The organism is Pseudomonas sp. P4_C1, from assembly GCF_056402155.1.
The window spans coordinates 12816-36983 of the sequence record NZ_JBFUHY010000049.1 but is presented as its reverse complement, the minus strand read 5'-3'; the positions used below and the strand labels follow the sequence as shown (position 1 = coordinate 36983).

Sequence of the window (24168 nt, the reverse complement as noted above, 5' to 3'; positions counted from 1 at the left end):
CTCGGGTGGCGCGCGACCAGGTGTTTGTAGAGCACCTGGCCGGCGGCGTAGGTGAAGTTGGCCAGTTGCAGCAACAGGAAGCCCATGAAGAAGTCCGGATTGATCCGGTCAAAACGGATCACCGCCGCCCCCGCCACCGCCACCAGCGCCGCGACCAGGGCCCAGGGATTGAAGCGACGGTTGAGCGCATCTTCGATCAGGGTCACGTGCAGCGGCGTGAGGATGGTGAACAGCAACACTTCCGGCACCGTCAGTACACGAAAGCTCAGGTACAGGCAGACGTAGGTCACGCCAAACTGCAACGCGCCGATCAGCAGCATGCCGCGCATGAATGCCGGCTCCACCGAGCGCCAGCGGGTCAGCGGGATGAACACCAGCCCTGCCAGCAGCACGCGTACCAGCACGGCAAAGTAACTGTCGACATGACCGGCCAGGTATTCGCCGATCAAACTGAAGGAAAACGCCTGGATCAGCGTGACAAAAAGTAGATAGCCCATGCTCGCCTCATTTCGAATGGCGGCGACGATAGCGGTTTTTGCCTTGAATCGCGATCCCCGAAAGCTGTCTGAAAAACGCAAAAACCTGTGGGAGCGTGCTTGCTCGCGATGACGGAGTGTCAGTCGAAAGTGATGTTGACTGATCCACCGCAATCGCGAGCAAGCTCGCTCCCACAGGGTTTATCGGTGTTTCCTGAATCGCAGGCAAAAAAAAGCCCGATCTCGCTAAAGCGTTCAATCGGGCCAGAGCACTCAGGAGCAACAAGTGCGAAGGGAGGTTCGATGCGCGTACAGGCTTGAAGGGTTGCGCCAGGCCACTAGACCATCCAGCGATTATCTGGCGATTAACCGGTCAGGCCACTTGCGAAAGCTTGGCGTTCGCCTGGTTCAGGCCTTTCTCCTGGAAGTCACCGCCCAGGTTCATGCCTTCGGCGTGGATGAACGTCACGTCGTGGATGCCGATGAAGCCCATGACCTGGCGCAGGTACGGTTCCTGGTGATCGGCGGTGCTGCCGGCATAGATGCCGCCGCGAGCCGTTAACACATAGGCACGCTTGCCGCTGAGCAGGCCTTGCGGGCCGGTTTCGGTGTACTTGAAGGTCACGCCGGCACGCAGCACATGGTCGAGCCAGGCTTTCAGGGTGCTGGGGATGGCGAAGTTGTACATCGGTGCGGCCATCACCAGTACATCGGCGGCGAGCAATTCGTCGGTCAACTGGTTGGAGCGTTCCAGGGAAGCCTGTTCGATGTCGCTGCGCTGCTCGGCGGGTTTCATCCAGCCACCCAACAGGTTGATGTCCAGGTGTGGCACCGGCTTGACGGCCAGGTCGCGGACGGTGATCTGGTCGTTCGGGTGAGCGGCTTTCCACTGGCTGATGAAGGTCTGGGTCAGTTGACGGGAAACCGAGTCTTGCTGACGGGCACTGCTTTCGATGATCAGAACGCGGGACATGGGATGTAGCCTCCATCTGAGAATGCTGTAGGTCGATGGAGTGAAGGTTAAACAGAGTCATATCGATGAAAAAGCGCAAATAACTGCTATAACCCATCAATAAATTCGTTTATAAGCTCAGCATTCCCTGCCTCTGTAGGAGCGAGCTTGCTCGCGAGGGTGTATCAGACACAGTGGTGTCGATTGACCCACCGCATCGCGAGCAAGCTCGCTCCTACAGAAGAGCCGGGCTTCATTTCGGGGTGCAGGTCAGCTCGATGCGCAGCTTGATGATGCTGCGGGTGAATTTGACGGTGGCATTTTTGTGCTTGCCGGCCAGTACGTCGATCTTGCGGGTGCGCGGAGCTTCAGGGCCATTGATGAAAACGGCCTTGCAGCTCGCATCGACGTCACCGTAGTTGGCCACCTGAATGGAGCCGATGTCGCTATCCGTGTCGTAGGTCTGATAATCGATCTTCATGCCGTTGAGGTCTTTCTTCACATCGATCGGGTAAGCCATCGCCGTCAGCGGCAGCAGCGCCAGCAGCACACAACAGAATTTTTTCATTCAGCAGCCTCCAATAAGGGCTGCCAGCTTAGGACAAGAGGAGCTCCACATGAAAGCGCCCCGCGTGACCCTTGATCAATGGCGAACGCTGCAAGCCGTGGTCGATCACGGTGGTTTCGCCCAGGCCGCCGAGGCGCTGCATCGTTCGCAATCGTCGGTCAGCTACACCGTGGCACGCATGCAGGATCAGCTTGGCGTGCCGTTGCTGCGCATCGACGGACGCAAGGCCGTGCTGACCGAAGCCGGCGGTGTGCTGTTGCGCCGTTCCCGGCAACTGGTGAAACAGGCCAGTCAGCTGGAAGACCTGGCCCATCACATGGAGCAGGGCTGGGAAGCCGAAGTGCGCCTGGTGGTCGATGCCGCTTACCCAAGCGCCCGCCTCGTGCGCGCCTTGACCGCGTTCATGCCGCAAAGCCGTGGCTGCCGGGTACGCCTGCGTGAGGAAGTGCTGTCGGGGGTGGAGGAAGTCCTGCTCGAAGGCGTGGCCGACCTGGCCATCACAGGGTTCAGTATTCCCGGTTACCTGGGCGCGGAATTGAGCGACGTCGAGTTCGTCGCCGTCGCCCACCCGGAGCATCCCCTGCACCGCCTCAACCGCGAACTGAGCTTCCAGGACCTGGAAAGCCAGATGCAGGTGGTGATCCGCGACTCGGGGCGCCAGCAACCACGGGACGTCGGCTGGCTCGGTGCCGAACAGCGCTGGACCGTCGGCAGCCTGGCCACCGCCGCAACCTTCGTCAGCAGCGGTCTGGGGTTTGCGTGGCTGCCCCGGCACTTGATCGAACGGGAACTCAAGGAAAGTACCCTCAAGCTGCTACCGTTGGATCAGGGCGGTAGCCGCAACCCGAGCTTTTACCTGTATTCGAACAAGGACAAACCGCTCGGGCCGGCCACGCAGATTCTCATCGAACTGCTGCGTACGTTTGACACCGCACCACTGGACGCACCGTTCGCCGCCCCCGAACAAGCCTGACACGGAGTGTATGCATGGCCTATTTCGAACACGAAGGTTGCAACCTGCACTATGAGGAATATGGCCACGGTACGCCGCTGCTGCTGGTCCACGGTCTCGGTTCCAGCACGCTGGACTGGGAAAAACAGATCCCGGCACTGGCCTCCCGCTACCGGGTGATCGTCCCGGATGTGCGCGGTCACGGCCGTTCGGACAAACCCCGGGAGCGCTACAGCATTGCCGGATTCAGCGCTGACCTGATTGCACTGATCGAGCACCTCAATCTCGGCCCGGCACATTATGTCGGCCTGTCGATGGGCGGCATGATCGGCTTCCAGTTGGGCGTGGATCAGCCGCAACTGCTCAAGAGCCTGTGCATTGTCAACAGCGCGCCCGAGGTCAAACTGCGCAGCCGCGATGATTACTGGCAGTGGTTCAAGCGCTGGAGCCTGATGCGCGCCCTTAGCCTGGGCACCATCGGCAAGGCGCTGGGCGGCAAGTTGTTCCCGAAGCCCGAGCAGGCCGACTTGCGACAAAAGATGGCCGAACGCTGGGCAAAAAACGATAAACATGCTTATCTCGCCAGCTTCAATGCCATTGTCGGCTGGGGGGTTCAGGAACGACTTTCGAAGGTCACCTGTCCAACCCTCATCGTCAGTGCCGACCGTGACTACACACCGGTGGCACTGAAGGAAAACTACGTCAAACTGCTGCCCGACGCGCGGCTGGTGGTGATCGCCGATTCTCGCCACGCCACGCCGCTGGACCAGCCGGAACACTTCAACCAGACACTGCTGGAATTTCTGACCGCAGTCGACACCACCACTCAGGATCACTGACCCATGCTGAAAAAAATCGCCCTCGCCGCAGGCTCCGTCCTGTTTGCCGCCAACCTGATGGCCGCGACACCGGAAAAGGCCCCCCATGTGCTGCTGGACACCACCAACGGCCAGATCGAAATCGAACTGGACCCGGTCAAGGCCCCGATCAGTACCAGGAACTTCCTTGAGTACGTCGACAGTGGCTTCTACAACAACACGATTTTCCACCGGGTGATCCCGGGTTTCATGGTCCAGGGTGGCGGCTTCACCCAGGCCATGCAGCAAAAAGACACCAAGGCGCCAATCAAGAACGAGCATAAGAACGGCCTGGTCAACGTACGTGGCACCTTGTCCATGGCCCGTACTTCGGTGCCTGACTCGGCCACCAGCCAGTTCTTCATCAACGTCAAGGACAACGACTTCCTTGACCAGGGCGACGGCTACGCGGTGTTCGGCAAAGTGGTCAAAGGCATGGACGTGGTCGATATCATCGTCAATTCGCCAACCACCGTTCGTGGCGGCATGAAGGACGTACCGGCCGATCCGGTCTTCATCAAGTCGGCCAAGCGCATCGACTGAGACTAAGCTGGACAAGGATGTCCGAGCCGTTGCCGGCTTTGCCGGCAACGCTCAAACCGTTTAAAGGAGAGCCCGTTCGCGGGTGAGAAACTGATGCTTTATCGCCGCTTTGAAAAACTGATCGATGTCTTCCGTGACGCACCGACGGCATCTCCGCCGGACCGTGTATTCCCTTTTTATACCTATTACCTCAAGCAGGTCTGGCCGAGCTTCGCCGCCCTGCTGATCGTCGGCCTGATTGGTGCCTTGATCGAAGTGGCGTTGTTCAGCTACCTGAGTCGCATCATCGACCTGGCCCAAGGCACGCCGAACGTCAGTCTGTTCCAGGATCATGCCCTCGAACTGACCTGGATGGTGGTGGTTGCGCTGGTGCTGCGCCCCATTTTCGTGGGCCTGCATGACCTGCTCGTGCACCAGACCCTGAGTCCCAGCATGACCAGCATGATCCGCTGGCAGAACCACAGCTACGTGCTCAAGCAGAGCCTGAATTTCTTCCAGAACGACTTCGCCGGGCGCATCGCCCAACGCATCATGCAAACCGGCAACTCACTGCGCGATTCCGCCGTGCAAGCGGTGGATGCGTTGTGGCATGTGTTGATCTACGCCATCAGTTCCCTGGTGCTGTTCGCCGAAGCCGACTGGCGCCTGATAATCCCGCTGCTGACCTGGATCTTCGCCTTCATCGGCGCCCTCTGTTACTTCGTGCCAAGGGTGAAGGATCGCTCGGTGGTGGCCTCCGATGCGCGCTCCAAACTCATGGGGCGGATTGTCGACGGCTACACCAATATCACCACCTTGAAGCTGTTCGCCCACACCAACTTCGAACAGCAATACGCCCGCGAAGCCATCAAGGAACAGACCGAGAAGGCGCAACTGGCCGGCCGCGTGGTCACCAGCATGGACGTGGTCATCACCAGCATGAACGGCTTGCTGATCGTCTGCACCACCGGCCTGGCCCTGTGGTTGTGGACGCAGTCGCTGATCAGCGTGGGGGCGATTGCCCTGGCCACCGGCCTGGTGATCCGCATCGTCAACATGTCCGGCTGGATCATGTGGGTGGTTACCGGCATTTTCGAAAACATCGGCATGGTGCAGGACGGTCTGCAGACCATTTCGCAGCCGGTCAGCGTCACCGACCGCGACCAGGCCAAACCCTTGGCGGTGGCCCGTGGCGAAGTGCGCTTCGAACAGGTGGATTTCCACTACGGCAAGCAGAGCGGGATCATCGGTGACCTCAACCTGACCATCAAGGCCGGAGAAAAAATCGGCCTGATCGGTCCGTCCGGTGCCGGTAAATCGACCCTGGTGAACCTGCTGCTGCGCCTGTACGACGTCGAAGGCGGACGCATCCTGATCGACGGCCAGAACATCGCCGACGTCAGCCAGGAAAGCCTGCGCGAACGCATCGGCATGATCACCCAGGACACATCGCTGCTGCACCGCTCGATCCGCGACAACCTGCTGTATGGCAAACCCGACGCCACCGACGCCCAACTCTGGGAAGCGGTGCACAAGGCCCGGGCTGACGGCTTCATTCCTTCACTGTCGGACGCCGAAGGCCGCACCGGTTTCGATGCCCACGTCGGTGAGCGCGGGGTGAAACTCTCCGGCGGCCAGCGCCAGCGCATCGCCATTGCCCGTGTGCTGCTCAAGGACGCGCCGATCCTGATCATGGACGAGGCTACCTCGGCACTGGATTCGGAGGTCGAAGCGGCGATCCAGGAAAGCCTCGAAACCCTGATGCAGGGCAAAACCGTGATTGCCATCGCTCACCGGCTCTCGACCATCGCCCGGATGGACCGGCTGGTGGTGCTGGAAAACGGCAAGATCGCCGAAACCGGCAGCCATGCCGAACTGCTGGCCCATGGCGGCTTGTATGCGCGCTTGTGGCAACACCAGACCGGTGGGTTTGTCGGGATCGATTGAGTATTACGGTGGCCGAAAACCTGTGGGAGCGAGCTTGCTCGCGATAGCGGCGCGTCAGACAACATCATTGTCGACTGATACTCCGTCATCGCGAGCAAGCTCGCTCCCACAGGGTCCCCAGTGAAGCTGATCGATCACAAAAAACCGCCAGGCCCCGTCAACAACGGGTCCTGGCGGTTTTTTATGCCTGCTGGAATTCTGAAAAAACCGTGCTGTACTCTCACTTCAACGTTCTGGAGGTGGTTCTGCAGTCCATCGGCTGGATGCTAAAGGCAGCATAATCTCGAAAGGACACTCTCTTATGTCTCTGTTAAAACGTTCGGCGACTGAGTTGGCAGGTACGTTCTGGCTGGTGTTGGGTGGTTGCGGCAGCGCGGTGTTGGCAGCGGCTTTTCCGGATGTCGGGATCGGTCTGCTCGGGGTGTCCTTCGCATTTGGCCTGACCGTGCTGACCATGGCTTTCGCCATCGGCCATATTTCCGGCTGTCATCTCAACCCCGCGGTGTCCCTCGGCCTGGTGGTGGGTGGGCGCTTTCCGGCCAATGAATTGCCGGCCTACATCGTTGCCCAGGTCATTGGCGGCGTGATTGCAGCCGCCCTGCTGTATTTCATTGCCAGTGGTAAACCCGGTTTCGAACTGGCGGGAGGCCTGGCGTCCAACGGCTATGGCGAACACTCGCCTGGCGGTTATTCGATGACGGCAGGGTTTGTCAGTGAACTGGTGATGACCGCGATGTTCATCCTGATCATCCTCGGTGCCACCGACAAACGTGCACCGGCAGGACTGGCACCGATTGCCATCGGCCTGGGGCTGACGCTCATCCACCTGATCTCGATCCCGGTCACCAACACCTCGGTCAACCCGGCACGCAGCACCGGCCCGGCGCTGATCGTTGGTGGCTGGGCGATTCAACAATTGTGGATGTTCTGGGTCGCACCGCTGCTCGGCGCAGTGGTCGGCGGCGTGCTGTATCGCTGGCTGGGCAAAGAAGTAAGCTGAAACGCTGAAGATCAGCCTTGTCGATAAGGCAAGGCTGACTTCGCATCCTCTGCATAAGCCAACACTCCCAGCCGCTCCTGCTCCAGAAAGTCTTTCACCGCCGCTTTCAATCCGGGATGGCGCAAGTAGTGCCAGGAATGGGTAATGACTGGCTCGAATCCACGAATCAGTTTGTGCTCGCCCTGGGCCCCGGCATCGAAACGCTGGAAACCGTTGGCGATGGCATAGTCCATGCCCTGGTAGAAACAGGTCTCGAAATGCAGGCGATCGAACTCCGCCAGGCATCCCCAGTAACGGCCATAAAAGCTGTCCCCCCCCACCAGACTGAACGCCATCGCCACTGGCCGTGAACCTTGTTTGGCCAGCACCACGCGAATCGACTCAGGCATGCGTTCGGCCAACAGACTGAAAAACTCCCGCGTCAGGTACGGTGCTTGCCGGCGCACCGCATAGGTATTGGCGTAGCAGGCATAGACGAAATCCCACTGCGCCTGAGTCAGCTCCCGCCCCTCCAGCCATTCGAACTCAAAGCCCTGCCCGGCCACCTGCTCGCGCTCCTTGCGCATCTGTTTGCGCTTGCGCGAACTGAGCACGTCGAGGAAGTCCTGGAAATCCCGGTAGCCGCGATTCTGCCAGTGGTATTGACAGCCAACGCGCTGCAGCCAGCCGGGCTGCTCGCTCAGTGCCGCGTCGGTGAACGGATCGGTGAAGTTGATGTGGGCGCTGGAGAGCCCTTCGAGTTCAAGGTAGCCCGGCAGGCTTTTCAATAACTCGAAACCGTCTTCGACCGTGGCCGCCAACAGCCGTGGCCCGCTGACCGGACTGAACGGCACGGCGGCCAACAGTTTGGGGTAGTAATCGATGCCGGCGCGTTCGCAGGCATCGGCCCAGGCGTGATCGAACACGTATTCGCCGTAGGAATGCCACTTGCGATAACCGGGTAGCGCGGCGATCAAGTGCTCACCTTCAACATGCAACAAATGCTCGGGCTGCCAGCCGGTATGGGGTCCGACGCTGCCACTGTCTTCCAGCGCGCTCAAAAAAGCGTGACGCAGAAAAGGCTGAGTCTCGGGCACCAGGGCGTCCCAGGTCTGCGGGGCGATTTCTGACAGTTTTTGCAGGCGTTGCAACGGCATCACCATCCTCACTCTTCATGGCGTGAAAGCCCCGCGAGTATCGCCTATCGCTCTGCATTGCACACGAGCAAACCGACGACAGTGCTCTAACTCAATAGTTCACAACGACTTTGTATCGTCATCGACATGACATCACAGTGCCACTGCTCTGTCATAAACCATCGCGATACTGGCGCCTGTTTTTAGAGCGCCGGGTTATACCCGGTCACTGTTTTCCGCCCCTAACGGTCGGTTGTGTCCCGGATGGCTCTGTCATCCCCTCTCATCTTCGGAGATTGATATGCGTCTTGCTTCCACGAAAACTGCGGCGGCCTTGTGCGGTGGCCTGTTGCTGGCCATGAGCGTTCCGGCCAGTGCTGCAGTCGACGCCAAACTGCTCGACATGCTCAAGGCTAACGGCTCGATCACCAACGCGCAGTACAGCGAACTGCAAGCCGAGCTGGCCAGGGATCAGAAAGACCAGCAGATCGCCCGTCAGGCTCAGCAAGAGACTAACGAGCAAATCGCGGCCACCGCGAAGAAAACCGAGTCACTGAGCACCTTTGACCAGAAACTGGCCTGGGCCGCCAAGACCCAATTCAAGGGTGACGTACGCTTCCGTGAAGAAACCGTGCACAACGATGGCGTGCCAAACAACAAAGACCAGGACCGTCAGCGCATTCGTGCCCGTCTGGGGGCCTACAGCGAAATCAACCCGCAGGTCGACACCGGTATCCGTATCGCCACCGGCAGCAACGACGACCCTCGCTCGACCAACCAGGACCTGAACAACTACTTCGACAAGAAGCAGATCTGGCTGGACCAGGGTTACATCGACTACCACCCGGACGCGATCAAGAACCTGCACCTGGTTGGCGGCAAGATGCCGCAACAATGGGTGAGCATGGGCGACATCATCTGGGATAGCGACATCAACCCGGAAGGTCTGGCCGTCACCTACAAGTACCCGCTGAGCGGCAGCACCGAGCTGTTCGGTAGCGCCGGTCACTACACGCTCAAGGACAACGTCGACGGCGAAGGCGTGCAGTTCAAGCACGACCTGCGTCTGTACGCAGGCCAGTTGGGTGGTCGCTTCGCCATCACCGACAGCATGAAAATGACGTTGGGCGGCAGTATCTACTCCTACGACAACGACAGCAGCAGTGCCTGCCCTACTTCCGGCACCGTCTCCACGCCATGCGCCCTGGCCATCAACGGCAACAGCCCGAACGAAACCTTCAAACTGTACGAAGGCTTTGGCCAGCTGGACTTCACCAACCTGCCAGTTCCGCTGTCGCTGTACGGTCAGTACGTCAACAACACCGATGCCAGCAACGACCAGGACACTGGCTGGCTGGCCGGCGTGAAGTCCAAGCTCTACGGCTTCAACGTGGACTACAACTACCGCGACGTGCAGCGTAACGCTGTGGTTGGCGCCTTCACCGACTCCGACTTCGCCAACGGCTTCACCGGTTCGCGCGGCAGCAAGCTGAAAGTGAGCTACGATCTGGACAAGAACTTCGCCTTGGGCGCGACCTACTTCATGGCGACCTCGGACCAGACCAACGCCAACATCAACAAGAAAGATTCGGACATCAACACCCTGCAACTGGATGCCGAAGCCAAGTTCTGATTCACCCCGCTACACGACCCGGACAAGGAAGCCCGGGCCGCTTTTACAGCCTGGCGTTGGTGTGTCGGTCCCCATCATCCTCCGACACATCAACACCGGGCTGTTTGTTTTTGCCAACCCGCCCTTGTAGGAGCGAGCTTGCTCGCGATTAACCCGAGCACGCCACGGGGGCGTCAGGTTTATCGCGTTATCGTTGACGACCATCGTCGGAACGCCGCCCGGAGCAAGCTCGCTCCTACAACTTGCGCAGCAACACGCTACCAATCGAATAACCGGCGCCGAACGAGCTGAGCACGGCCAGCGAACCGGCGGCCAGATCGTCCTGGTTCTTGTGGAACGCAATCACGGAACCGGCGGAACTGGTGTTGGCGTAGGTGTCGAGAATCACCGGCGCTTCCTGCTCGGTGGCGTCGCGACCCAGCAGCTTCTTGACGATCAGGTGGTTCATGCTGAGGTTGGCCTGGTGCAGCCAGAAGCGCTTCACGTCGCTGACGTTGAGCTGGTTCTCTTGCAGATGCGTTGCGACCAGCTCGGCCACCATCGGGCAAACGTCACGGAACACCTTGCGGCCTTCCTGCACGAACAGTTTGTCCCTGGTACCGATGCCCTCTTCCGCTGCGCGGTTGAGGAAGCCGAAGTTGTTGCGGATGTTGTTGGAGAACTTGGTCAGCAGCTTGGTGCTGACGATATCGAACTGGTACTTGGACGTCGCCAGGTCAGCACGCTCGATGATCACCGCGGTGGCGGCATCGCCGAAGATGAAGTGGCTGTCACGGTCGCGGAAGTTCAGGTGGCCGGTGCAGACTTCCGGGTTGACCATCAGGACTGCCCGGGCCTGGCCCAGTTGCACGCTGTTGGCGGCGGTCTGGATACCGAAGGTCGCCGAGGAACACGCCACGTTCATATCGAAACCGAAACCCTGGATACCCAGCGCTTCCTGGACTTCGATGGCAATGGCCGGGTAAGCGCGTTGCAGGTTGGAGCAGGCGACGATCACGCCGTCGATGTCCGCTGCGGTCTTGCCGGCACGCTGCAAGGCTTGTTCGGCCGCGCCGATGGCCATCTGGCAGAGCACCGACCATTCGTCGTTGGAACGTTCCGGCAGGCGTGGCGCCATGCGCTGCGGGTCAAGGATGCCGTCCTTGTCCATGACAAAGCGGCTCTTGATGCCGGAGGCTTTTTCGATGAACGCAGCGCTGGATTCGGTCAATGCCTGCACTTCACCGCGCGCAATGGCATCGGCGTTGTCGGCGTTGAATTGCCCGACGTAAGTATTGAAAGACTGCACCAGCTCTTCATTGGAAATGCTGTTGGCCGGGGTGTACAGGCCGGTGCCGCTGATGACGACGTTATGCATGGTCGTGTCTCTAATCTGTTCAGGCAGAAAGCATTGGCACCGACGTACCAATACACAAAGGGTCTATTCCCGTCCGGGGGACGCAAACCTGGCATCGCTTTATTCCGACCTGCCCGTTACCGTGAAGGCTCAAAACCGCGGGGCCGGTGTTTATAGGCGCGAAGTTTGCCATAAACCGTGGGTTTTGGCCCCTTTTTGCTGGATAACGCCCACCTAAAGCCAATACAAAATCCCTGTGGGAGCGAGCTTGCTCGCGATAGCGGTCTATCAGTCAATATTAATGCTGAATCAAATGCCCCCATCGCGAGCAAGCTCRCTCCCACAGGTATTGCGCCAACCTCGGGTTCAGGGTTCGACCTGGCTCCACTGCTTGTTCAGTCGCTTGTCGGAGATCGGCACCTTGGTCCCCAATTGCTGGGCAAACAGCGAAACCCGATATTCCTCCAGCCACCAGCGATACAATTCCAGCTGCGGATCGCGTTTGCCTTCCTGGGCGTGTTTGCTGGCGCGGGTCTGGTATTGCGTCCACAAGCCGCTCAATTCGCCGCTCCAGACCCGGTCGCGCTGCACCTGGGCACCGATTTTTTCGAAGCGCTGCTCGATGGCCTTGAGGTAACGCGGCAACTCCTTGAGCCACTGCATCGGCGTTTCCCGGACAAACCCCGGATAGACCAAGTGGCTGAGCTGTTGCTTGATATCGTTCAGGGCCACGGCTTGCGCCAGATCGATCTTGCCCTTGAAGCGCTTTTGCAAGCCGTGCCAGAGCTTGAGTATTTCCAGGGTCAGCTTGGCCACACGCTCGGCGTGCTCGGTCCAGGCGCCACGTTTGCGCTCGGCCAGCGACGCCAATCCAGCGCCATCGCGTGGCAGCGGGTCTTCGCCTTCAAGAATGCAGCTGTCGAGGCTGGCCAGCAGAACGTCTTCCACCAGCGCATCGACGCGCCCCATGTCGCGGTACAGCAGGCCCAGTTCGGTCAGCCCCGGCAATTTGCCGCGCAGGAATTTGGCCGACTCGGCCAGTTGCTGCATCAGCAGGCGTTGCAGGGCACGGCGATGCTGGAACTCGGCCTCGGCCGGCGTCGAAAAACGCCCTTCCTTGACCGTACCGTTCTCCTCCACCAGCGCCGGATACACCGTCATCGACAGCCCGGCGATCTTCTGCTGGGTTTTCTCGGCCACGGCGGCGAATACTTTCGGCTCCACCGGCTGCTGGCTCTTCGCGGATTGCGGCACCGCCAATGCCGCCTGGCTGGCCTCGGCGAAACGCGCCGTCAGTTCGGCCAGATCGCGACCTTCACCGAGGAACTTGCCCTGGGCGTCGACGATTTCCAGGTTCATCCGCAGATGGCTTTCGACTTGCTGCGCCGCCTCACTCCAGGCTTCATCGCTGACCCGCGCACCGGTCATGCGCAACAACTCACGACCCAAGGCCTGGGGCAGCGAGCCCTCGGCAAAGGTCATGCGCTGCAAGGCCGCCTTGACGAAGTCCGGCACCGGCACGAAGTTCTTGCGCAAGGCCTTGGGCAAATTGCGCACCAGGGCAATGCACTTGGCTTCGATGACGCCAGGGACAAGCCATTCCAGGCGTTCCGGCGGCAGCATCGGTAACAGTGGTGCCGGTACGCGCAGGGTCACGCCGTCCCGTGGATGGTTGGGTTCGAAGTGGTAGCTGAGCGCCAACTCCAGATCGCCGAGATGCAGCGTATCCGGGTAATGCTGGGCGGTGACTTCACTGGCTTCGCGGGCCAGCACGTCTTCTTCGCGCATGATCAGCAGCTGCGGGTCTTTCTGGCTGTTGATCCGATACCAACTGTCGAAGGTCGCCGTCTGATGGATCTCCGCCGGCAATCGCGCGTCATAGAAGGCGTACAGGGTTTCTTCGTCGGCGAGGATGTCGCGGCGACGGGCCTTGGCTTCCAGTTCGTCGAGTTGCTCCAGCAACTGCGCGTTGGCCGTCAGGCACCTGGCCTTCGACTGGATTTCGCCACGCACCAGTGCTTCGCGGATGAACAATTCACGGGATACCACCGGGTCCACCGGGCCGTAATGCACCGGCCGACGCCCAACCACGATCAACCCGAACAGGGTGATCTGTTCGAACGCCACGACCTGGCCGCGCTTCTTCTCCCAATGGGGTTCGAAGTGGTTTTTCTTGATCAGGTGCCCGGCCAGTGGCTCGATCCAGTCGGCATCGATCTTCGCCACCATGCGCGCATAGAGCTTGGTGGTTTCCACCAGTTCGGCGGTCATCAGCCACTGCGGACGCTTTTTACCGATACCCGACGACGGATGAATCCAGAACCGCCGCTGACGGGCGCCAAGGTAATCGCCCTCTTCGGTTTTCTGGCCGATCTGGCTCAGCAACCCCACCAGCACCGCTTTGTGCAGTTTCGGGTAGTCCGCCGGCTCTTTGTTGAGGCTCAGCTGCATGTCGCGGCAGATCAGGCTCAGCTGACGATGGGAGTCACGCCATTCACGCAGGCGCAGGTAATTCAGGAAATTCTTGCGGCACCAGTTGCGCAACGGATTGGCAGTCAGCGCCAGGCGTTGTTCTTCAAAACCGCGCCACAGATTGACCAGTCCGGCGAAGTCCGAGTCGGCGTCTTTCCACTGGGCATGGGCCTGATCCGCCGCTTGCTGACGCTCCGGCGGGCGTTCGCGCGGGTCCTGGATCGACATGGCACTGGCGACGATCAGCACTTCCTGCAAGCTGCCGAGTTTCGCCGCTTCCAGCAACATGCGGCCCATGCGCGGGTCCACCGGCAATCGCGCCAGTTGCCGGCCGAGCGGCGTCAACTGGCTGTTGCGGTCCACCGCCGAGAGTTCTTGCAGCAGGTTGTAACCGTCGCTGATGGCCTTGCCATCCGGCGGCTCGATAAACGGAAACGCGCTGACCTCGCCAAGGCGCAGATGCAACATCTGCAAGATGACCGCTGCAAGGTTGGTCCGCAGGATTTCCGGATCGGTAAATTCCGGGCGACCGAGAAAGTCCTCTTCGCTGTACAGGCGCACGCAAATGCCTGGCTCGACCCGCCCGCAACGACCTTTACGCTGATTGGCGCTGGCCTGGGAAATGGCTTCAATCGGCAGGCGCTGGACCTTGGCCCGGTAGCTGTAACGGCTGATGCGCGCGGTGCCGCTGTCGATCACGTAGCGAATGCCCGGCACCGTCAGCGAAGTTTCCGCGACGTTGGTCGCCAGCACCACGCGACGGCCCGGGTGCGACTGGAAAATCCGCTGTTGCTCGGCCGGTGACAGGCGTGCGTACAACGGCAGGATTTCGGTGTGTTTGAGCTGAGCCTTGCGCAGCATGTCGGCGGCGTCGCGAATCTCTCGCTCACCCGGCAGGAACACCAGTACGTCACCGGGACTGCGGCGCTCGCTACGCTCAAACGCGGCGATTTCGTCGAGGGTGGCGAGGATCGCCTGGTCCACCGTGAGGTCGTCCTCGACGTGGTTACCCTCYTCGTCCTGCTCCAGCGTCAGCGGGCGATACCAGGTGTCCACCGGGAAGGYACGGCCGGAGACTTCGACAATCGGCGCGTCATCGAAGTGTTTGGAGAAGCGTTCGAGGTCGATAGTCGCCGAAGTAATGATGACTTTCAGATCGGGACGACGCGGCAGCAGGGTTTTCAAATAGCCGAGCAGAAAGTCGATATTGAGGCTGCGTTCGTGGGCTTCGTCGACGATGATCGTGTCGTAGCGTTCCAGATACCGGTCGTTCTGGGTTTCGGCCAGCAGGATGCCGTCGGTCATCAGCTTGATCAGGGTGTTGGAATCGCTCTGATCCTCGAAACGCACCTGATAACCGACCAGTGCACCCAACGGCGTGCCGAGCTCTTCGGCGACCCGGCTGGCGACGCTGCGCGCAGCGATCCGCCGCGGCTGGGTATGGCCGATCAAACCATGCTGACCGCGACCGATTTCCAGGCAGATCTTCGGCAACTGGGTGGTTTTACCCGAGCCGGTTTCACCGGCGATGATCAACACCTGGTGTTTTTCCAGCGCCTTTTTGATTTCGTCGCGCTTGGCGGCAATCGGCAGGCTGTCGTCGTAACGAATCACCGGCAGGCTGGCCTTGCGCGCCAGCACCTGCTCACAGGACGCCTGCATCCGCGTCACCCACTGGCCCAGCCTGGCTTCGTCGGGTTTCTTGCGCAGCTCAAGCAACTGCCGCCGCAGCCGGTGGCGGTCGGCGAGCATGGCGTGATCGAGGTTTTTCAGCAATTTGTCGATGGAGGGCGATTCGTCGGTCATCGGGTACGCAATTCAGTCGTCTAGTGGCGCAAGGGTGCCGATTGTCGCAGATTTTACGGCCGCTGCGCGGCCGATCGCGAGCTGGCTCGCTCCCACAGTGGATCTATAGCGACCACAAAATCTGGGCACACCGCACCACAAGTGTGGGAGCGAGCTTGCTCGCGATAGCGTCGGTGAGAACTACTCGTTGTCCAAACCTTTACGCCGATACGGAAACACATCAATCACCTTCCCCGCCCGAATCGCTTCCTGCAGGCTTTTCCAGTAATCGGCGTTGTACAACTCGCCGTGCAACTGATCGAACAACCGGCGCTGCGCCGAATCGGCAAACAGGAATGGCGGAAACTCCTCCGGGAACACGTCCAGCGGCCCGATCGAGTACCACGGTTCGGACGCCATTTCGTCTTCGGGGGTGCGCGGTGCCGGGATGTGGCGAAAGTTGGCCTCGGTAAGGAAGCAGATTTCGTCATAGTCGTAGAACACCACACGACCGTGACGGGTGACGCCGAAGTTCTTCAGCAGCATGTCGCCGGGAAAGATGTTGGCCGCCGCCAGTTGCTTGATCGCCAGCCCGTAGTCCTCCAGGGCCTCGCGCACCTGCGCCTCGTTGGCGTTTTCCAGATAGAGGTTCAGCGGGGTCATGCGGCGCTCGGTCCAACAGTGACGGATCAGCACTGTGTCGCCTTCCACCGACACCGTCGACGGCGCGACTTCCAGCAGTTCCTCCAGGCACGCAGGATCGAACTTGCTCAGCGGGAAACGGAAATCGGCGAATTCCTGGGTATCGGCCATGCGCCCGACGCGGTCGACGCTTTTCACCAAGCGGTACTTTTCGATCACCGTGGCGCGGTCGACGTTTTTCGACGGCGAGAAACGGTCCTTGATTATTTTGAACACGGTGTTGAAACCCGGCAGGGTGAACACGCTCATCACCATGCCGCGCACACCGGGGGCCATGATGAACTGGTCGTCGGTGTTGGCCAGGTGATTGATCAGTGCCCGGTAGAACTCCGACTTGCCGTGCTTGTAGAAGCCGATCGAGGTGTACAGCTCGGCAATGTGTTTGCCCGGCAGGATACGCCGCAGGAAGCCGATGAACTCCGCCGGCACCGGCACATCCACCATGAAATACGAGCGGGTGAACGAGAAGATGATCGACACGTCCGCCTCGTCGGTGATCAGCGCATCGATCTGGATGCCGCGCCCTTCGAGGTGCAGCAATGGAATCGCCAGCGGCCATTGCTCGTCGGCGGTGTAGATGCGCCCCACCAGGTACGCGCCTTTATTGCGGTACAGCACCGAGGAAAACAGCTCGACGCTCAGCTCCGGGTCCTTGCACACCCAATCCGGCAGGTTCTCGCGCAACTGCGCTTCGAGACGCTTCAGGTCACCGGGCAGATCTGCGTAATCCTCACTGAAGCGGTAGTCGGCGAAGATGCTGGCGAGCATGGCCGACAATTGGCCTTGCGGCTTGTAGGTGCGGGTTTGCGCGGCCCGGGCACGGCGCAGGCTCGGCCGGGTGGTGTGGATGAACATGCAGCCGTCGCTGATCAGGTCATGGCTGAACAGCCCGCAGAAGATCGAGTTGTACCAGGTCTCGGACAGTTCATCGTCGAAGCGCAGGTCGATCAGGCTGATGTAGGCGCTTTTGACCAGCGGCCAGCAGCTGACGTCCAGGGTGCCTGGGTCAAACGCGGTGCGCAGTCGCTCCACGGTTTCACCGACTTTTTCTTCGTACAGATTGATCCGCGCCGCCGACGCCGATTGCGTCTCTTGCCACCGGGCCTGTTCGAAGCGGGCCCGGGCGCCGTCGGTAATCTGCCGGAAATGCTCGCGGTAATCGTCAAAGCCATCGAGGATCAAACGGGCGATGTCGGCGGCTGGCCATTGCTGCGGCATGGTGAGACCTCTGCGGGAATTCGGGAGGCTTGAGCTTAGCCAGTGAAGCGGGTGCAGGAGAAGGGTAATTTTCCAGCCGAATTGAATGCCCGGTTTTCGGTTGCCATCGACCACACACTCAGCAACACTTTCGCCCCTCCATCAAGGAAGGACCGCGCTGTGAACCCCGTCGATATTTTTCGTTTACTGTCCCTGGCGGCCATTTGGGGGGCCAGTTTTCTGTTCATGCGCATCATTGCGCCGGTGATTGGCAGCATTCCTACCGCTTTTTTCCGTGTATCGATAGCCGCTGCCGGACTGCTGGTGATTCTTGGGCTGATGCGCATCAGCTGGGATTTCAAGGGCAAACTCAAGACCGTGATGCTGCTCGGAGTGATCAACTCCGGGGTTCCGGCGACGCTCTATTCGGTGGCCGCGCAGGTGCTACCAGCCGGTTACTCGTCGATTTTCAATGCCACAACTCCATTGATGGGTGTGCTCATTGGCGGCCTGTTTTTCCATGAAAGGCTCACTGGCGCCAAACTCGGCGGCGTGTTCCTGGGGCTGTTCGGCGTGGGCGTGCTGACCCGTGCAGGTCCGGTGGCGTTCAATATGGAACTGCTGCTGGGTGCCGTCGCCTGCCTGCTCGCGACCACTTGCTACGGATTTGCGGGGTTTCTGGCCCGCCGCTGGCTCGATCAGGCCGGTGGTCTCGACAGCCGTTTGTCGGCAGTGGGCAGCATGCTCGGCGCGACGTTGTTCCTGCTGCCGCTGTTCGGCTACAGCGTGATCAGCCAGCCGCCCGCGACCTGGGGCGGCTGGAGTGTCTGGCTCTCGTTACTGGGGTTGGGTCTGGGATGCACAGCGTTTGCGTACATTGTTTACTTCCGGCTCTTGAGCTCGATTGGTCCGGTGAAATCGATGACTACGACCTTTTTGATCCCGCTGTTCGGCGTGTTGTGGGGCGCGCTGTTTCTCGATGAGCCACTGTCGATGGCGCATATCTATGGCGGAATGTTGATTGCCGTGGCGTTGTGGTTGGTGTTGAAGCCGGCTGCTGTGAAACCGCAAATGGTGGCGGACCGGTAGAGCTGCCGGGATGCAGAAAATGTCATCGCGAGCAAGCTCGCTCCCACAGTGGTCGGTGTTGTACACAAACTCTGTGTTCAGTGCAGAACCCTGTGGGAGCGAGCTTGCTCGCGATGGCGTCAGCCCATACACCGACAATCACAAGGTAGAAGCACTCATCTCCCCATCGCATTCAGTCTTCGGCAATGCAGCCGTTCATGAATTCGGTGCGGGCCGAGCACGCACTGGCCAAATGAAAAAGGCCCGGAGCATTGTTCCAGGCCTTCTCGGGTTTATGCAGGTTTACGGAACACAAACACCAGCCCGACGATGATCAACAGCATGCCGAACAGGCTCAACAGCGCAAGGCGATTCCCGAAGATCAGATAGTCCATCACCGCCGTTACCGCCGGCACCAGGTAAAACAAGCTGGTGACATTCACCAGATTGCCCCGGGCGATCAAGCGGTACAGCAACAGTGTCGCCAGYACCGACACCACCAGCCCCATCCACAGCACCGGCAGGATGAAACCGCTGCTGTGTTCGAAGTGAAACGGCTGGAAGGGTACGAAAATCCCGCACAACAGCAGTCCGGCCAGATACTGCACCGGCAATGTGCCGAGGGGATTGTCGGTGATGCGTTTCTGCATGATCGAACCGAAGGTCATGCTCGCCAGCGCGAGTAAACCGAAAAGCATCCCGGCCAGCGACATCCCGGCCAGCCCGATGCCCTGATAGACCACCATGACCAACCCGGTCAACCCCAGGGCCAGACCGAACATCCGGCTCCATGAACGCTGGCGCTCCATCACCACCACGGTGAGGATCGGCTGCACGCCCATGATGGTCGCCATTACCCCGGGCGTGACTTTAAGGTCCAGGGCCAGCAGATAAAAAATCTGATAAGCCCCCAACAACACCACGCCGGTGGCCATCGCATACAGCATCGGTTTGCCGCCCTTGGGCAACTTCAGCTTGAGCAACGGCACCAGCAACACCAAGCCGCCTAGGGCGATGACGAAACGAAATATCAAGAAGGCGAAGGGTGACGCGTGAGCCAGCCCCCATTTGGAGAAAATCGCCCCGCTGCTCCACAGCAGAACGAACAGGCTCGTGGACGCCGCCGCGAGCGCGGACTTTTTCGAAAGGACAAACATGAATACCACCTGTAGTCAGGCAAAAAGCCAACTCAGCCGAAGCTGAAATTCAGTCGTTTTTTCAGGGAGGCAGGGGAACAGCAGAAAGCAGCTGATCAGCCCGAAATGCCTACGCCTGGCGGTGAGACCACCGCGCACACTGGCGTGCGACTGACAGGAGGGGGGTAATGACTGATCTGCCCGGGCTGCTGGTTCCCGCACGGCACGACGCCAGCGTTGACCGCTGAATCGACTACCGCGTTGATGAGGGATGCAGGCATTGGGCTGATCTTTTTCAGGAGTGGAAAAGCAGGTCATGAACCTGCCGAAGACTGACTATAACCAGCGCTGCACAAGAATGGCAATGGATTACTGCCCGACACGGCATTGTGGTGCAGGCACATAAACTTTCAATGAGCCAGTGTCGCAATTTGTGATTTAATGGCAAAACAAATCGAAAACCCTCGATAAAACATAATAATCAGAATCAGAAAAAGCAAAATCAACATTTTGCGACAAGGAAGATATCCAGTGGCAAACCCCGATCTTCTTGGCCTCGATGCCCCAGTGGTATGGGATACACAGCAGGCCTTTGTCCATCTCAATCAACTCAAACAAGCTGACACCAAGCGCACCGCCGAACGACGCTTGCATGAGCTTGCACTCCTGCCCGATACACTCAATGCGCAAAACCTGAGCGACGAATCCGGACGTAGTCCGACACCCTCGGTTCTGGACTGGGAGATTGAAAAGGCCCGGATCAAACGCAAGCTGGTGCTGTATGCCCAATTGCATCGCACCGCTGACGGAACGGACGTCTTGCACGCCAACGACGCCCGCGGTGCGCGCTACTGGTTGCCACTCGGGAACGAACCGGTTGACGCTCAATCGCTGACCGCTGCGATGCGTCGCCTGCAGGCCCACATCGCCAAGAGCATCGTTATCTTCCCCAGTGGTCGACTGGTCAACGCTTGCAGGCAGGCCTGTGCGCCGGAACAGGTTGAGTTTGGATTGCTGGGGTACCCGGCCATACTGGACACAAGCAGCCAAACCGGTCCGGTGGATGCGTTGAAAGTGCGCACGCCCCACCTCAAGCGTCTTGAGGCCGAAAGCCTGCAAATCATCCGCGAAGCGGTGGCCGAGGCGGAAACCCCCGCGATGCTGTACTCGATGGGCAAGGACAGCGCGGTGATGCTGCATCTGGCTCGCAAGGCGTTTTACCCTTCGCCACCACCGCTGCCATTACTGCACGTCGACACACGCTGGAAATTCCAGGAGATGTACCGGTTTCGCGACTTCATGGCCCGCGAAAGCGGCATGGATCTGCTGGTGCATACCAACCCGGAAGCCATCAGCAAGGACATCAACCCCTTTGATCATGGTTCGGCACTGCACACCGACATCACCAAGACCGAAGGCCTCAAGCAAGCGCTGGACAAATACAAGTTCGACGTGGTGTTCGGCGGCGCACGCCGCGATGAAGAAAAATCCCGGGCCAAGGAACGCATTTTTTCGTTCCGCACCCAGAGTCACCAATGGGACCCGAAACAGCAGCGTCCCGAATTGTGGAACCTCTACAACACGCGCAAAAAGCCGGGCGAGAGCATTCGTGTGTTCCCGTTATCCAACTGGACCGAACTCGATATCTGGCAATACATCTACCAGGAAAACATTCCGCTGGTCCCCCTGTACTTTGCCAGGGAACGTCCCGTTGTCATGCGTAACGGCATGACCATCATGGTCGATGATGCACGCATGCCCCTGTTGCCCGGTGAGAAAATCGAAGCCCGGAACATCCGCTTTCGCACTCTCGGCTGCTACCCGCTGACCGGCGCCGTGGATTCGAACGCCAGCACCGTGGCCGAAATTTTGCTTGAACTGCTGGGCTCCACTCATTCCGAGCGACACGGGCGAGCCATCGACAGCGACAGCTCTGCCAGCATGGAAAAGAAAAAGAAAGAAGGGTATTTCTGATGGTCCTGAAAACACTGGCAAGCGTCCCACAACAGCCCACGACCATTGAGGCTTACCTCGAGCAACAACAAGCTCAGGACCTGCTGCGCTTCATCACCTGCGGCAGCGTCGATGACGGAAAAAGTACCCTGATCGGCCGTCTGCTGTGGGATGCCCGGCAATTGACCGACGATCAATTGGCAACCCTGAAAACCGAATCAAAAAAATATGGCACCCAAGGTGGCGACATCGACTTTGCCTTGCTGGTCGACGGCCTGTCGGCGGAGCGCGAACAGGGCATCACCATCGATGTGGCCTACCGCTACTTCGCCACCGCCAAACGCAAATTCATCGTTGCCGACACACCAGGCCACGAGCAATACACACGCAACATGGTCACCGGTGCGTCAACGGCTGACGTAGCCGTCATCCTGGTCGATGCGCGGCAAGGTGTACTGACGCAAACCCGCCGCCACGCCTACCTGATCTCGCTGATGGGCATCCGTCACGTGGTGCTGGCCGTAAACAAGATGGACCTGGTCAACTTTGATCAGGACACCTTCCAGCGTATCGTCGAGACCTTCCAGGCATTCACCCAAACACTGGGCTTTGAGAAGATCACGGCCATTCCTGTCAGTGCGCTCAAGGGCGACAACATCACCCAGCGCTCGGCTCACACGCCGTGGTACAGCGGTCCAACGTTGATGGGTTACCTGGAAACCGCGGAAATCACCACACCGCAAGCCGAACGCCTGGTGTTTCCCGTGCAGTGGGTGAATCGGCCGAACGCTTCATTCCGCGGGTTCAGCGGCTATGTTGGCGAAGGCACGGTCAAAGTCGGCGATGAGATCCGCGTGACCCTCTCCGGTCAAACCGCAACGGTGGCGGAAATTGTCAGCATGGACGGCCCGATGCAACAGGCCGAGTGTGGCGACGCCGTCACCCTGAAGCTCGACCGGGAAATCGATGCATCTCGCGGCGACATCATTTCACAGAGCAAGAACCCGCTGGAAACCACCGACCAGTTTGAAGCAACGCTGGTGTGGATGGACGAAGAAGCCGGGCTGCACGGCCGCAACTACGACATCAAACTCGCCACGCAATGGGCAAGCGCCTCCATCACCACCATCAAATACCGGGTGGACATCAACACCCTGGCCCATGACGCCAGCACACAACTGCGACTCAATGACATCAGCGTCTGCAACCTCGCCATCAGCAAACCTCTGGTCTACGACAGCTACCTACATTCGAAAACCCTCGGCAGCTTCATCCTGGTCGATCGCATCAGCCACGCCACGGTCGCGGCCGGCATGATCACCCACAGCCTGCGACGCGCACAAAACGTGCACAAACAGGCCCTCTCGATCAGCCGCGAAAACCGCGAGAAACTCAACGGCCACAAGGGCAAAGTCATCTGGTTCACCGGATTGTCCGGCTCCGGCAAATCGACGCTGGCCAATGCCCTGGAAGTGGAGTTGCACGCCAATGGCTATCGAACCTACCTCCTCGACGGCGACAACGTTCGCCAAGGCCTCAACAAGGATTTGGGGTTTACCGATGCCGACCGCGTGGAAAACATCCGCAGAATCGCCGAAGTCGCCAAGCTGATGATGGACGCCGGAATGGTGGTCATTACCGCGTTCATTTCTCCGTTCAGAAGAGAGCGGCAAATGGCGCGGGAACTGATAGGGGAAGAGAACTTCGTCGAAGTCTACGTCAGCACACCGTTGGAGGTCTGCGAGCAGCGGGATGTGAAAGGACTGTACAAGAAGGCCCGGTCGGGGCAGTTGCCCAACCTGTCAGGGGTGGGGAGTCCGTATGAAGCGCCGGTGGAGGCTGATGTTGAGATTGATGCTGGGGAAGTTGATTTGAACGTGGCGACCGCCCGAGTGATGCAATCAATCAAGCAATGAAAATTTTCTCCATAAAAAACACCCCGAATAGCTCGGGGTGTTTTTTTGGATCAGAGGAACAGCCAAAATCCGATTCCCCAAATCACTCGCACCAAGGCTAATTTCTTAGTACCTCACTTAGGCGATTGATCAGCCCTTAATAGCCTGAATATTTAGCTTGGTTGGGCTGGCGCAAGCAAGACGGTCCTTTCCTTCTTGCTGAATAATTTTCACTGTATAGACACCTGATGCCAAAACCTTGATGTCTACCGCGCCATTGAAACCGGCCATTTCCAGTTCTGGTTTGGAAAAGGCTTTCGCTACATCCTCGCGAGAGGAACGGGTAAGCGGAGCGGTAAGGGCAACATCACCGTTCGACGAGATAAGTTCGATGGATACATCCTTTGGAACTGTGCCCGCCGCTACGTTGTAAGCCCACCCCCAGAACTGCAACGGCACGTTTGTCGAAACCTTGGCTTCGGCAACAGGACTATCCAGCGAGCACGAATTATTTAAAACGATGTCTTTTGGCTTACCTGCATCACATGCAGAAAGAAAACCAAAAATAGCAACAAGAGGTACATACATATAACGCATAACAT

General features: G+C 59.3%; 18 protein-coding genes. 9 read left to right on the top strand and 9 right to left on the bottom strand.

Annotation, left to right across the window (positions count from 1 at the left end):
• The 3 genes from AC1DU9_RS21210 to AC1DU9_RS21200 form a co-directional block, all read right to left on the bottom strand.
• Window positions 1-497: EamA family transporter (locus AC1DU9_RS21210; RefSeq protein WP_477810754.1), on the bottom strand; the 497-nt coding region annotated here is incomplete at its 3' end.
• A 352-nt stretch (window positions 498-849) separates the two neighbouring features.
• Window positions 850-1449, bottom strand: a complete 600-nt coding sequence (locus tag AC1DU9_RS21205) for an FMN-dependent NADH-azoreductase (RefSeq protein ID WP_046043697.1) — start codon at window positions 1447-1449, stop codon at window positions 850-852.
• 232 nt (window positions 1450-1681) lie between these two features.
• Window positions 1682-1996: a 3-phosphoglycerate kinase gene (locus tag AC1DU9_RS21200; RefSeq protein WP_223462103.1), complete on the bottom strand. Its 315-nt coding sequence runs from the start codon at window positions 1994-1996 to the stop codon at window positions 1682-1684.
• Window positions 1997-2045: 49 nt separating this feature from the next.
• Here AC1DU9_RS21200 and AC1DU9_RS21195 point away from each other — a divergent pair, with 49 nt between their 5' ends.
• From AC1DU9_RS21195 to aqpZ, 5 genes are all read left to right on the top strand, one after another.
• Window positions 2046-2969, top strand: a complete 924-nt coding sequence (locus tag AC1DU9_RS21195; RefSeq protein WP_223462101.1) for a PA3225 family LysR-type transcriptional regulator — start codon at window positions 2046-2048, stop codon at window positions 2967-2969.
• A gap of 14 nt (window positions 2970-2983) precedes the next feature.
• A complete protein-coding gene (locus AC1DU9_RS21190) occupies window positions 2984-3787 on the top strand; it encodes an alpha/beta fold hydrolase (protein ID WP_223462099.1) in 804 nt (267 codons plus the stop codon).
• A 3-nt stretch (window positions 3788-3790) separates the two neighbouring features.
• The gene (locus tag AC1DU9_RS21185) at window positions 3791-4348 is read left to right on the top strand and encodes a peptidylprolyl isomerase (protein ID WP_223462097.1); all 558 of its coding nucleotides are present in this window, start codon (window positions 3791-3793) and stop codon (window positions 4346-4348) included.
• Between the two features lie 93 nt (window positions 4349-4441).
• Window positions 4442-6274, top strand: coding sequence for an ABC transporter ATP-binding protein (locus AC1DU9_RS21180; protein ID WP_223462095.1), 1833 nt, complete (start codon window positions 4442-4444; stop codon window positions 6272-6274).
• A gap of 301 nt (window positions 6275-6575) precedes the next feature.
• Window positions 6576-7274: an aquaporin Z gene (aqpZ, locus tag AC1DU9_RS21175; protein ID WP_223462093.1), complete on the top strand. Its 699-nt coding sequence runs from the start codon at window positions 6576-6578 to the stop codon at window positions 7272-7274.
• A gap of 11 nt (window positions 7275-7285) precedes the next feature.
• On the opposite strand, the gene AC1DU9_RS21170 is transcribed toward aqpZ, so the two are convergent.
• Window positions 7286-8410 carry a GNAT family N-acetyltransferase gene (locus AC1DU9_RS21170; RefSeq protein ID WP_223462090.1) on the bottom strand — a complete coding sequence of 375 codons (1125 nt, stop codon included), beginning with the start codon at window positions 8408-8410 and terminating at the stop codon, window positions 7286-7288.
• Between the two features lie 280 nt (window positions 8411-8690).
• Between AC1DU9_RS21170 and AC1DU9_RS21165 the strand changes: the two genes are divergently transcribed.
• Window positions 8691-10022 carry a putative porin gene (locus tag AC1DU9_RS21165; RefSeq protein WP_223462087.1) on the top strand — a complete coding sequence of 444 codons (1332 nt, stop codon included), beginning with the start codon at window positions 8691-8693 and terminating at the stop codon, window positions 10020-10022.
• Between the two features lie 235 nt (window positions 10023-10257).
• Here the strand turns inward: AC1DU9_RS21165 and AC1DU9_RS21160 are convergent, their stop codons facing one another.
• The 3 genes from AC1DU9_RS21160 to aceK all read right to left on the bottom strand — a co-directional run bounded on the left by AC1DU9_RS21160 (window position 10258) and on the right by aceK (window position 17535).
• Window positions 10258-11379 (bottom strand): beta-ketoacyl-ACP synthase III, encoded by a 1122-nt coding sequence (locus AC1DU9_RS21160; protein ID WP_223462084.1) that lies wholly within the window; start codon window positions 11377-11379, stop codon window positions 10258-10260.
• 345 nt (window positions 11380-11724) lie between these two features.
• On the bottom strand, window positions 11725-15636 hold the full coding sequence (gene hrpA / locus AC1DU9_RS21155) for an ATP-dependent RNA helicase HrpA (protein ID WP_477810753.1): 3912 nt from the start codon (window positions 15634-15636) through the stop codon (window positions 11725-11727).
• 180 nt (window positions 15637-15816) lie between these two features.
• Window positions 15817-17535 (bottom strand): bifunctional isocitrate dehydrogenase kinase/phosphatase, encoded by a 1719-nt coding sequence (aceK, locus tag AC1DU9_RS21150; protein WP_223462079.1) that lies wholly within the window; start codon window positions 17533-17535, stop codon window positions 15817-15819.
• A gap of 159 nt (window positions 17536-17694) precedes the next feature.
• On the opposite strand from aceK, the gene AC1DU9_RS21145 reads away from it, so the two are divergent.
• Window positions 17695-18603 carry a DMT family transporter gene (locus tag AC1DU9_RS21145; protein ID WP_223462077.1) on the top strand — a complete coding sequence of 303 codons (909 nt, stop codon included), beginning with the start codon at window positions 17695-17697 and terminating at the stop codon, window positions 18601-18603.
• Window positions 18604-18875: 272 nt separating this feature from the next.
• Here AC1DU9_RS21145 and AC1DU9_RS21140 read toward each other — a convergent pair whose 3' ends face one another.
• On the bottom strand, window positions 18876-19739 hold the full coding sequence (locus AC1DU9_RS21140) for a DMT family transporter (RefSeq protein WP_223462075.1): 864 nt from the start codon (window positions 19737-19739) through the stop codon (window positions 18876-18878).
• Between the two features lie 882 nt (window positions 19740-20621).
• Between AC1DU9_RS21140 and cysD the strand changes: the two genes are divergently transcribed.
• Together cysD and cysN are read left to right on the top strand one after the other, a co-directional pair.
• Complete coding sequence (cysD, locus tag AC1DU9_RS21135) at window positions 20622-21692, top strand: sulfate adenylyltransferase subunit CysD (protein WP_263289774.1); 1071 nt, start codon at window positions 20622-20624, stop codon at window positions 21690-21692.
• A complete protein-coding gene (cysN, locus tag AC1DU9_RS21130) occupies window positions 21692-23587 on the top strand; it encodes a sulfate adenylyltransferase subunit CysN (protein WP_223462073.1) in 1896 nt (631 codons plus the stop codon). Before cysD ends, cysN begins: the two co-directional genes overlap by 1 nt.
• Before the next feature lie 129 nt (window positions 23588-23716).
• Here cysN and AC1DU9_RS21125 read toward each other — a convergent pair whose 3' ends face one another.
• The gene (locus AC1DU9_RS21125) at window positions 23717-24163 is read right to left on the bottom strand and encodes a hypothetical protein (RefSeq protein WP_223462071.1); all 447 of its coding nucleotides are present in this window, start codon (window positions 24161-24163) and stop codon (window positions 23717-23719) included.
• Window positions 24164-24168: the final 5 nt, after the last annotated feature.

Bases quoted from the DNA above. Each gene is read 5' to 3' on its own strand.
- AC1DU9_RS21205 (WP_046043697.1), bottom strand. From the start codon at position 1,449: ATGTCCCGCGTTCTGATCATCGAAAGCAGTGCCCGTCAGCAAGACTCG.
- AC1DU9_RS21200 (WP_223462103.1), bottom strand. From the start codon at position 1,996: ATGAAAAAATTCTGTTGTGTGCTGCTGGCGCTGCTGCCGCTGACGGCG.
- AC1DU9_RS21195 (WP_223462101.1), top strand. From the start codon at position 2,046: ATGAAAGCGCCCCGCGTGACCCTTGATCAATGGCGAACGCTGCAAGCC.
- AC1DU9_RS21190 (WP_223462099.1), top strand. From the start codon at position 2,984: ATGGCCTATTTCGAACACGAAGGTTGCAACCTGCACTATGAGGAATAT.
- AC1DU9_RS21185 (WP_223462097.1), top strand. From the start codon at position 3,791: ATGCTGAAAAAAATCGCCCTCGCCGCAGGCTCCGTCCTGTTTGCCGCC.
- AC1DU9_RS21180 (WP_223462095.1), top strand. From the start codon at position 4,442: ATGCTTTATCGCCGCTTTGAAAAACTGATCGATGTCTTCCGTGACGCA.
- aqpZ (WP_223462093.1), top strand. From the start codon at position 6,576: ATGTCTCTGTTAAAACGTTCGGCGACTGAGTTGGCAGGTACGTTCTGG.
- AC1DU9_RS21170 (WP_223462090.1), bottom strand. From the start codon at position 8,410: ATGCCGTTGCAACGCCTGCAAAAACTGTCAGAAATCGCCCCGCAGACC.
- AC1DU9_RS21165 (WP_223462087.1), top strand. From the start codon at position 8,691: ATGCGTCTTGCTTCCACGAAAACTGCGGCGGCCTTGTGCGGTGGCCTG.
- AC1DU9_RS21160 (WP_223462084.1), bottom strand. From the start codon at position 11,379: ATGCATAACGTCGTCATCAGCGGCACCGGCCTGTACACCCCGGCCAAC.
- aceK (WP_223462079.1), bottom strand. From the start codon at position 17,535: ATGCCGCAGCAATGGCCAGCCGCCGACATCGCCCGTTTGATCCTCGAT.
- cysD (WP_263289774.1), top strand. From the start codon at position 20,622: ATGCGTCGCCTGCAGGCCCACATCGCCAAGAGCATCGTTATCTTCCCC.
- cysN (WP_223462073.1), top strand. From the start codon at position 21,692: ATGGTCCTGAAAACACTGGCAAGCGTCCCACAACAGCCCACGACCATT.
- AC1DU9_RS21125 (WP_223462071.1), bottom strand. From the start codon at position 24,163: ATGCGTTATATGTATGTACCTCTTGTTGCTATTTTTGGTTTTCTTTCT.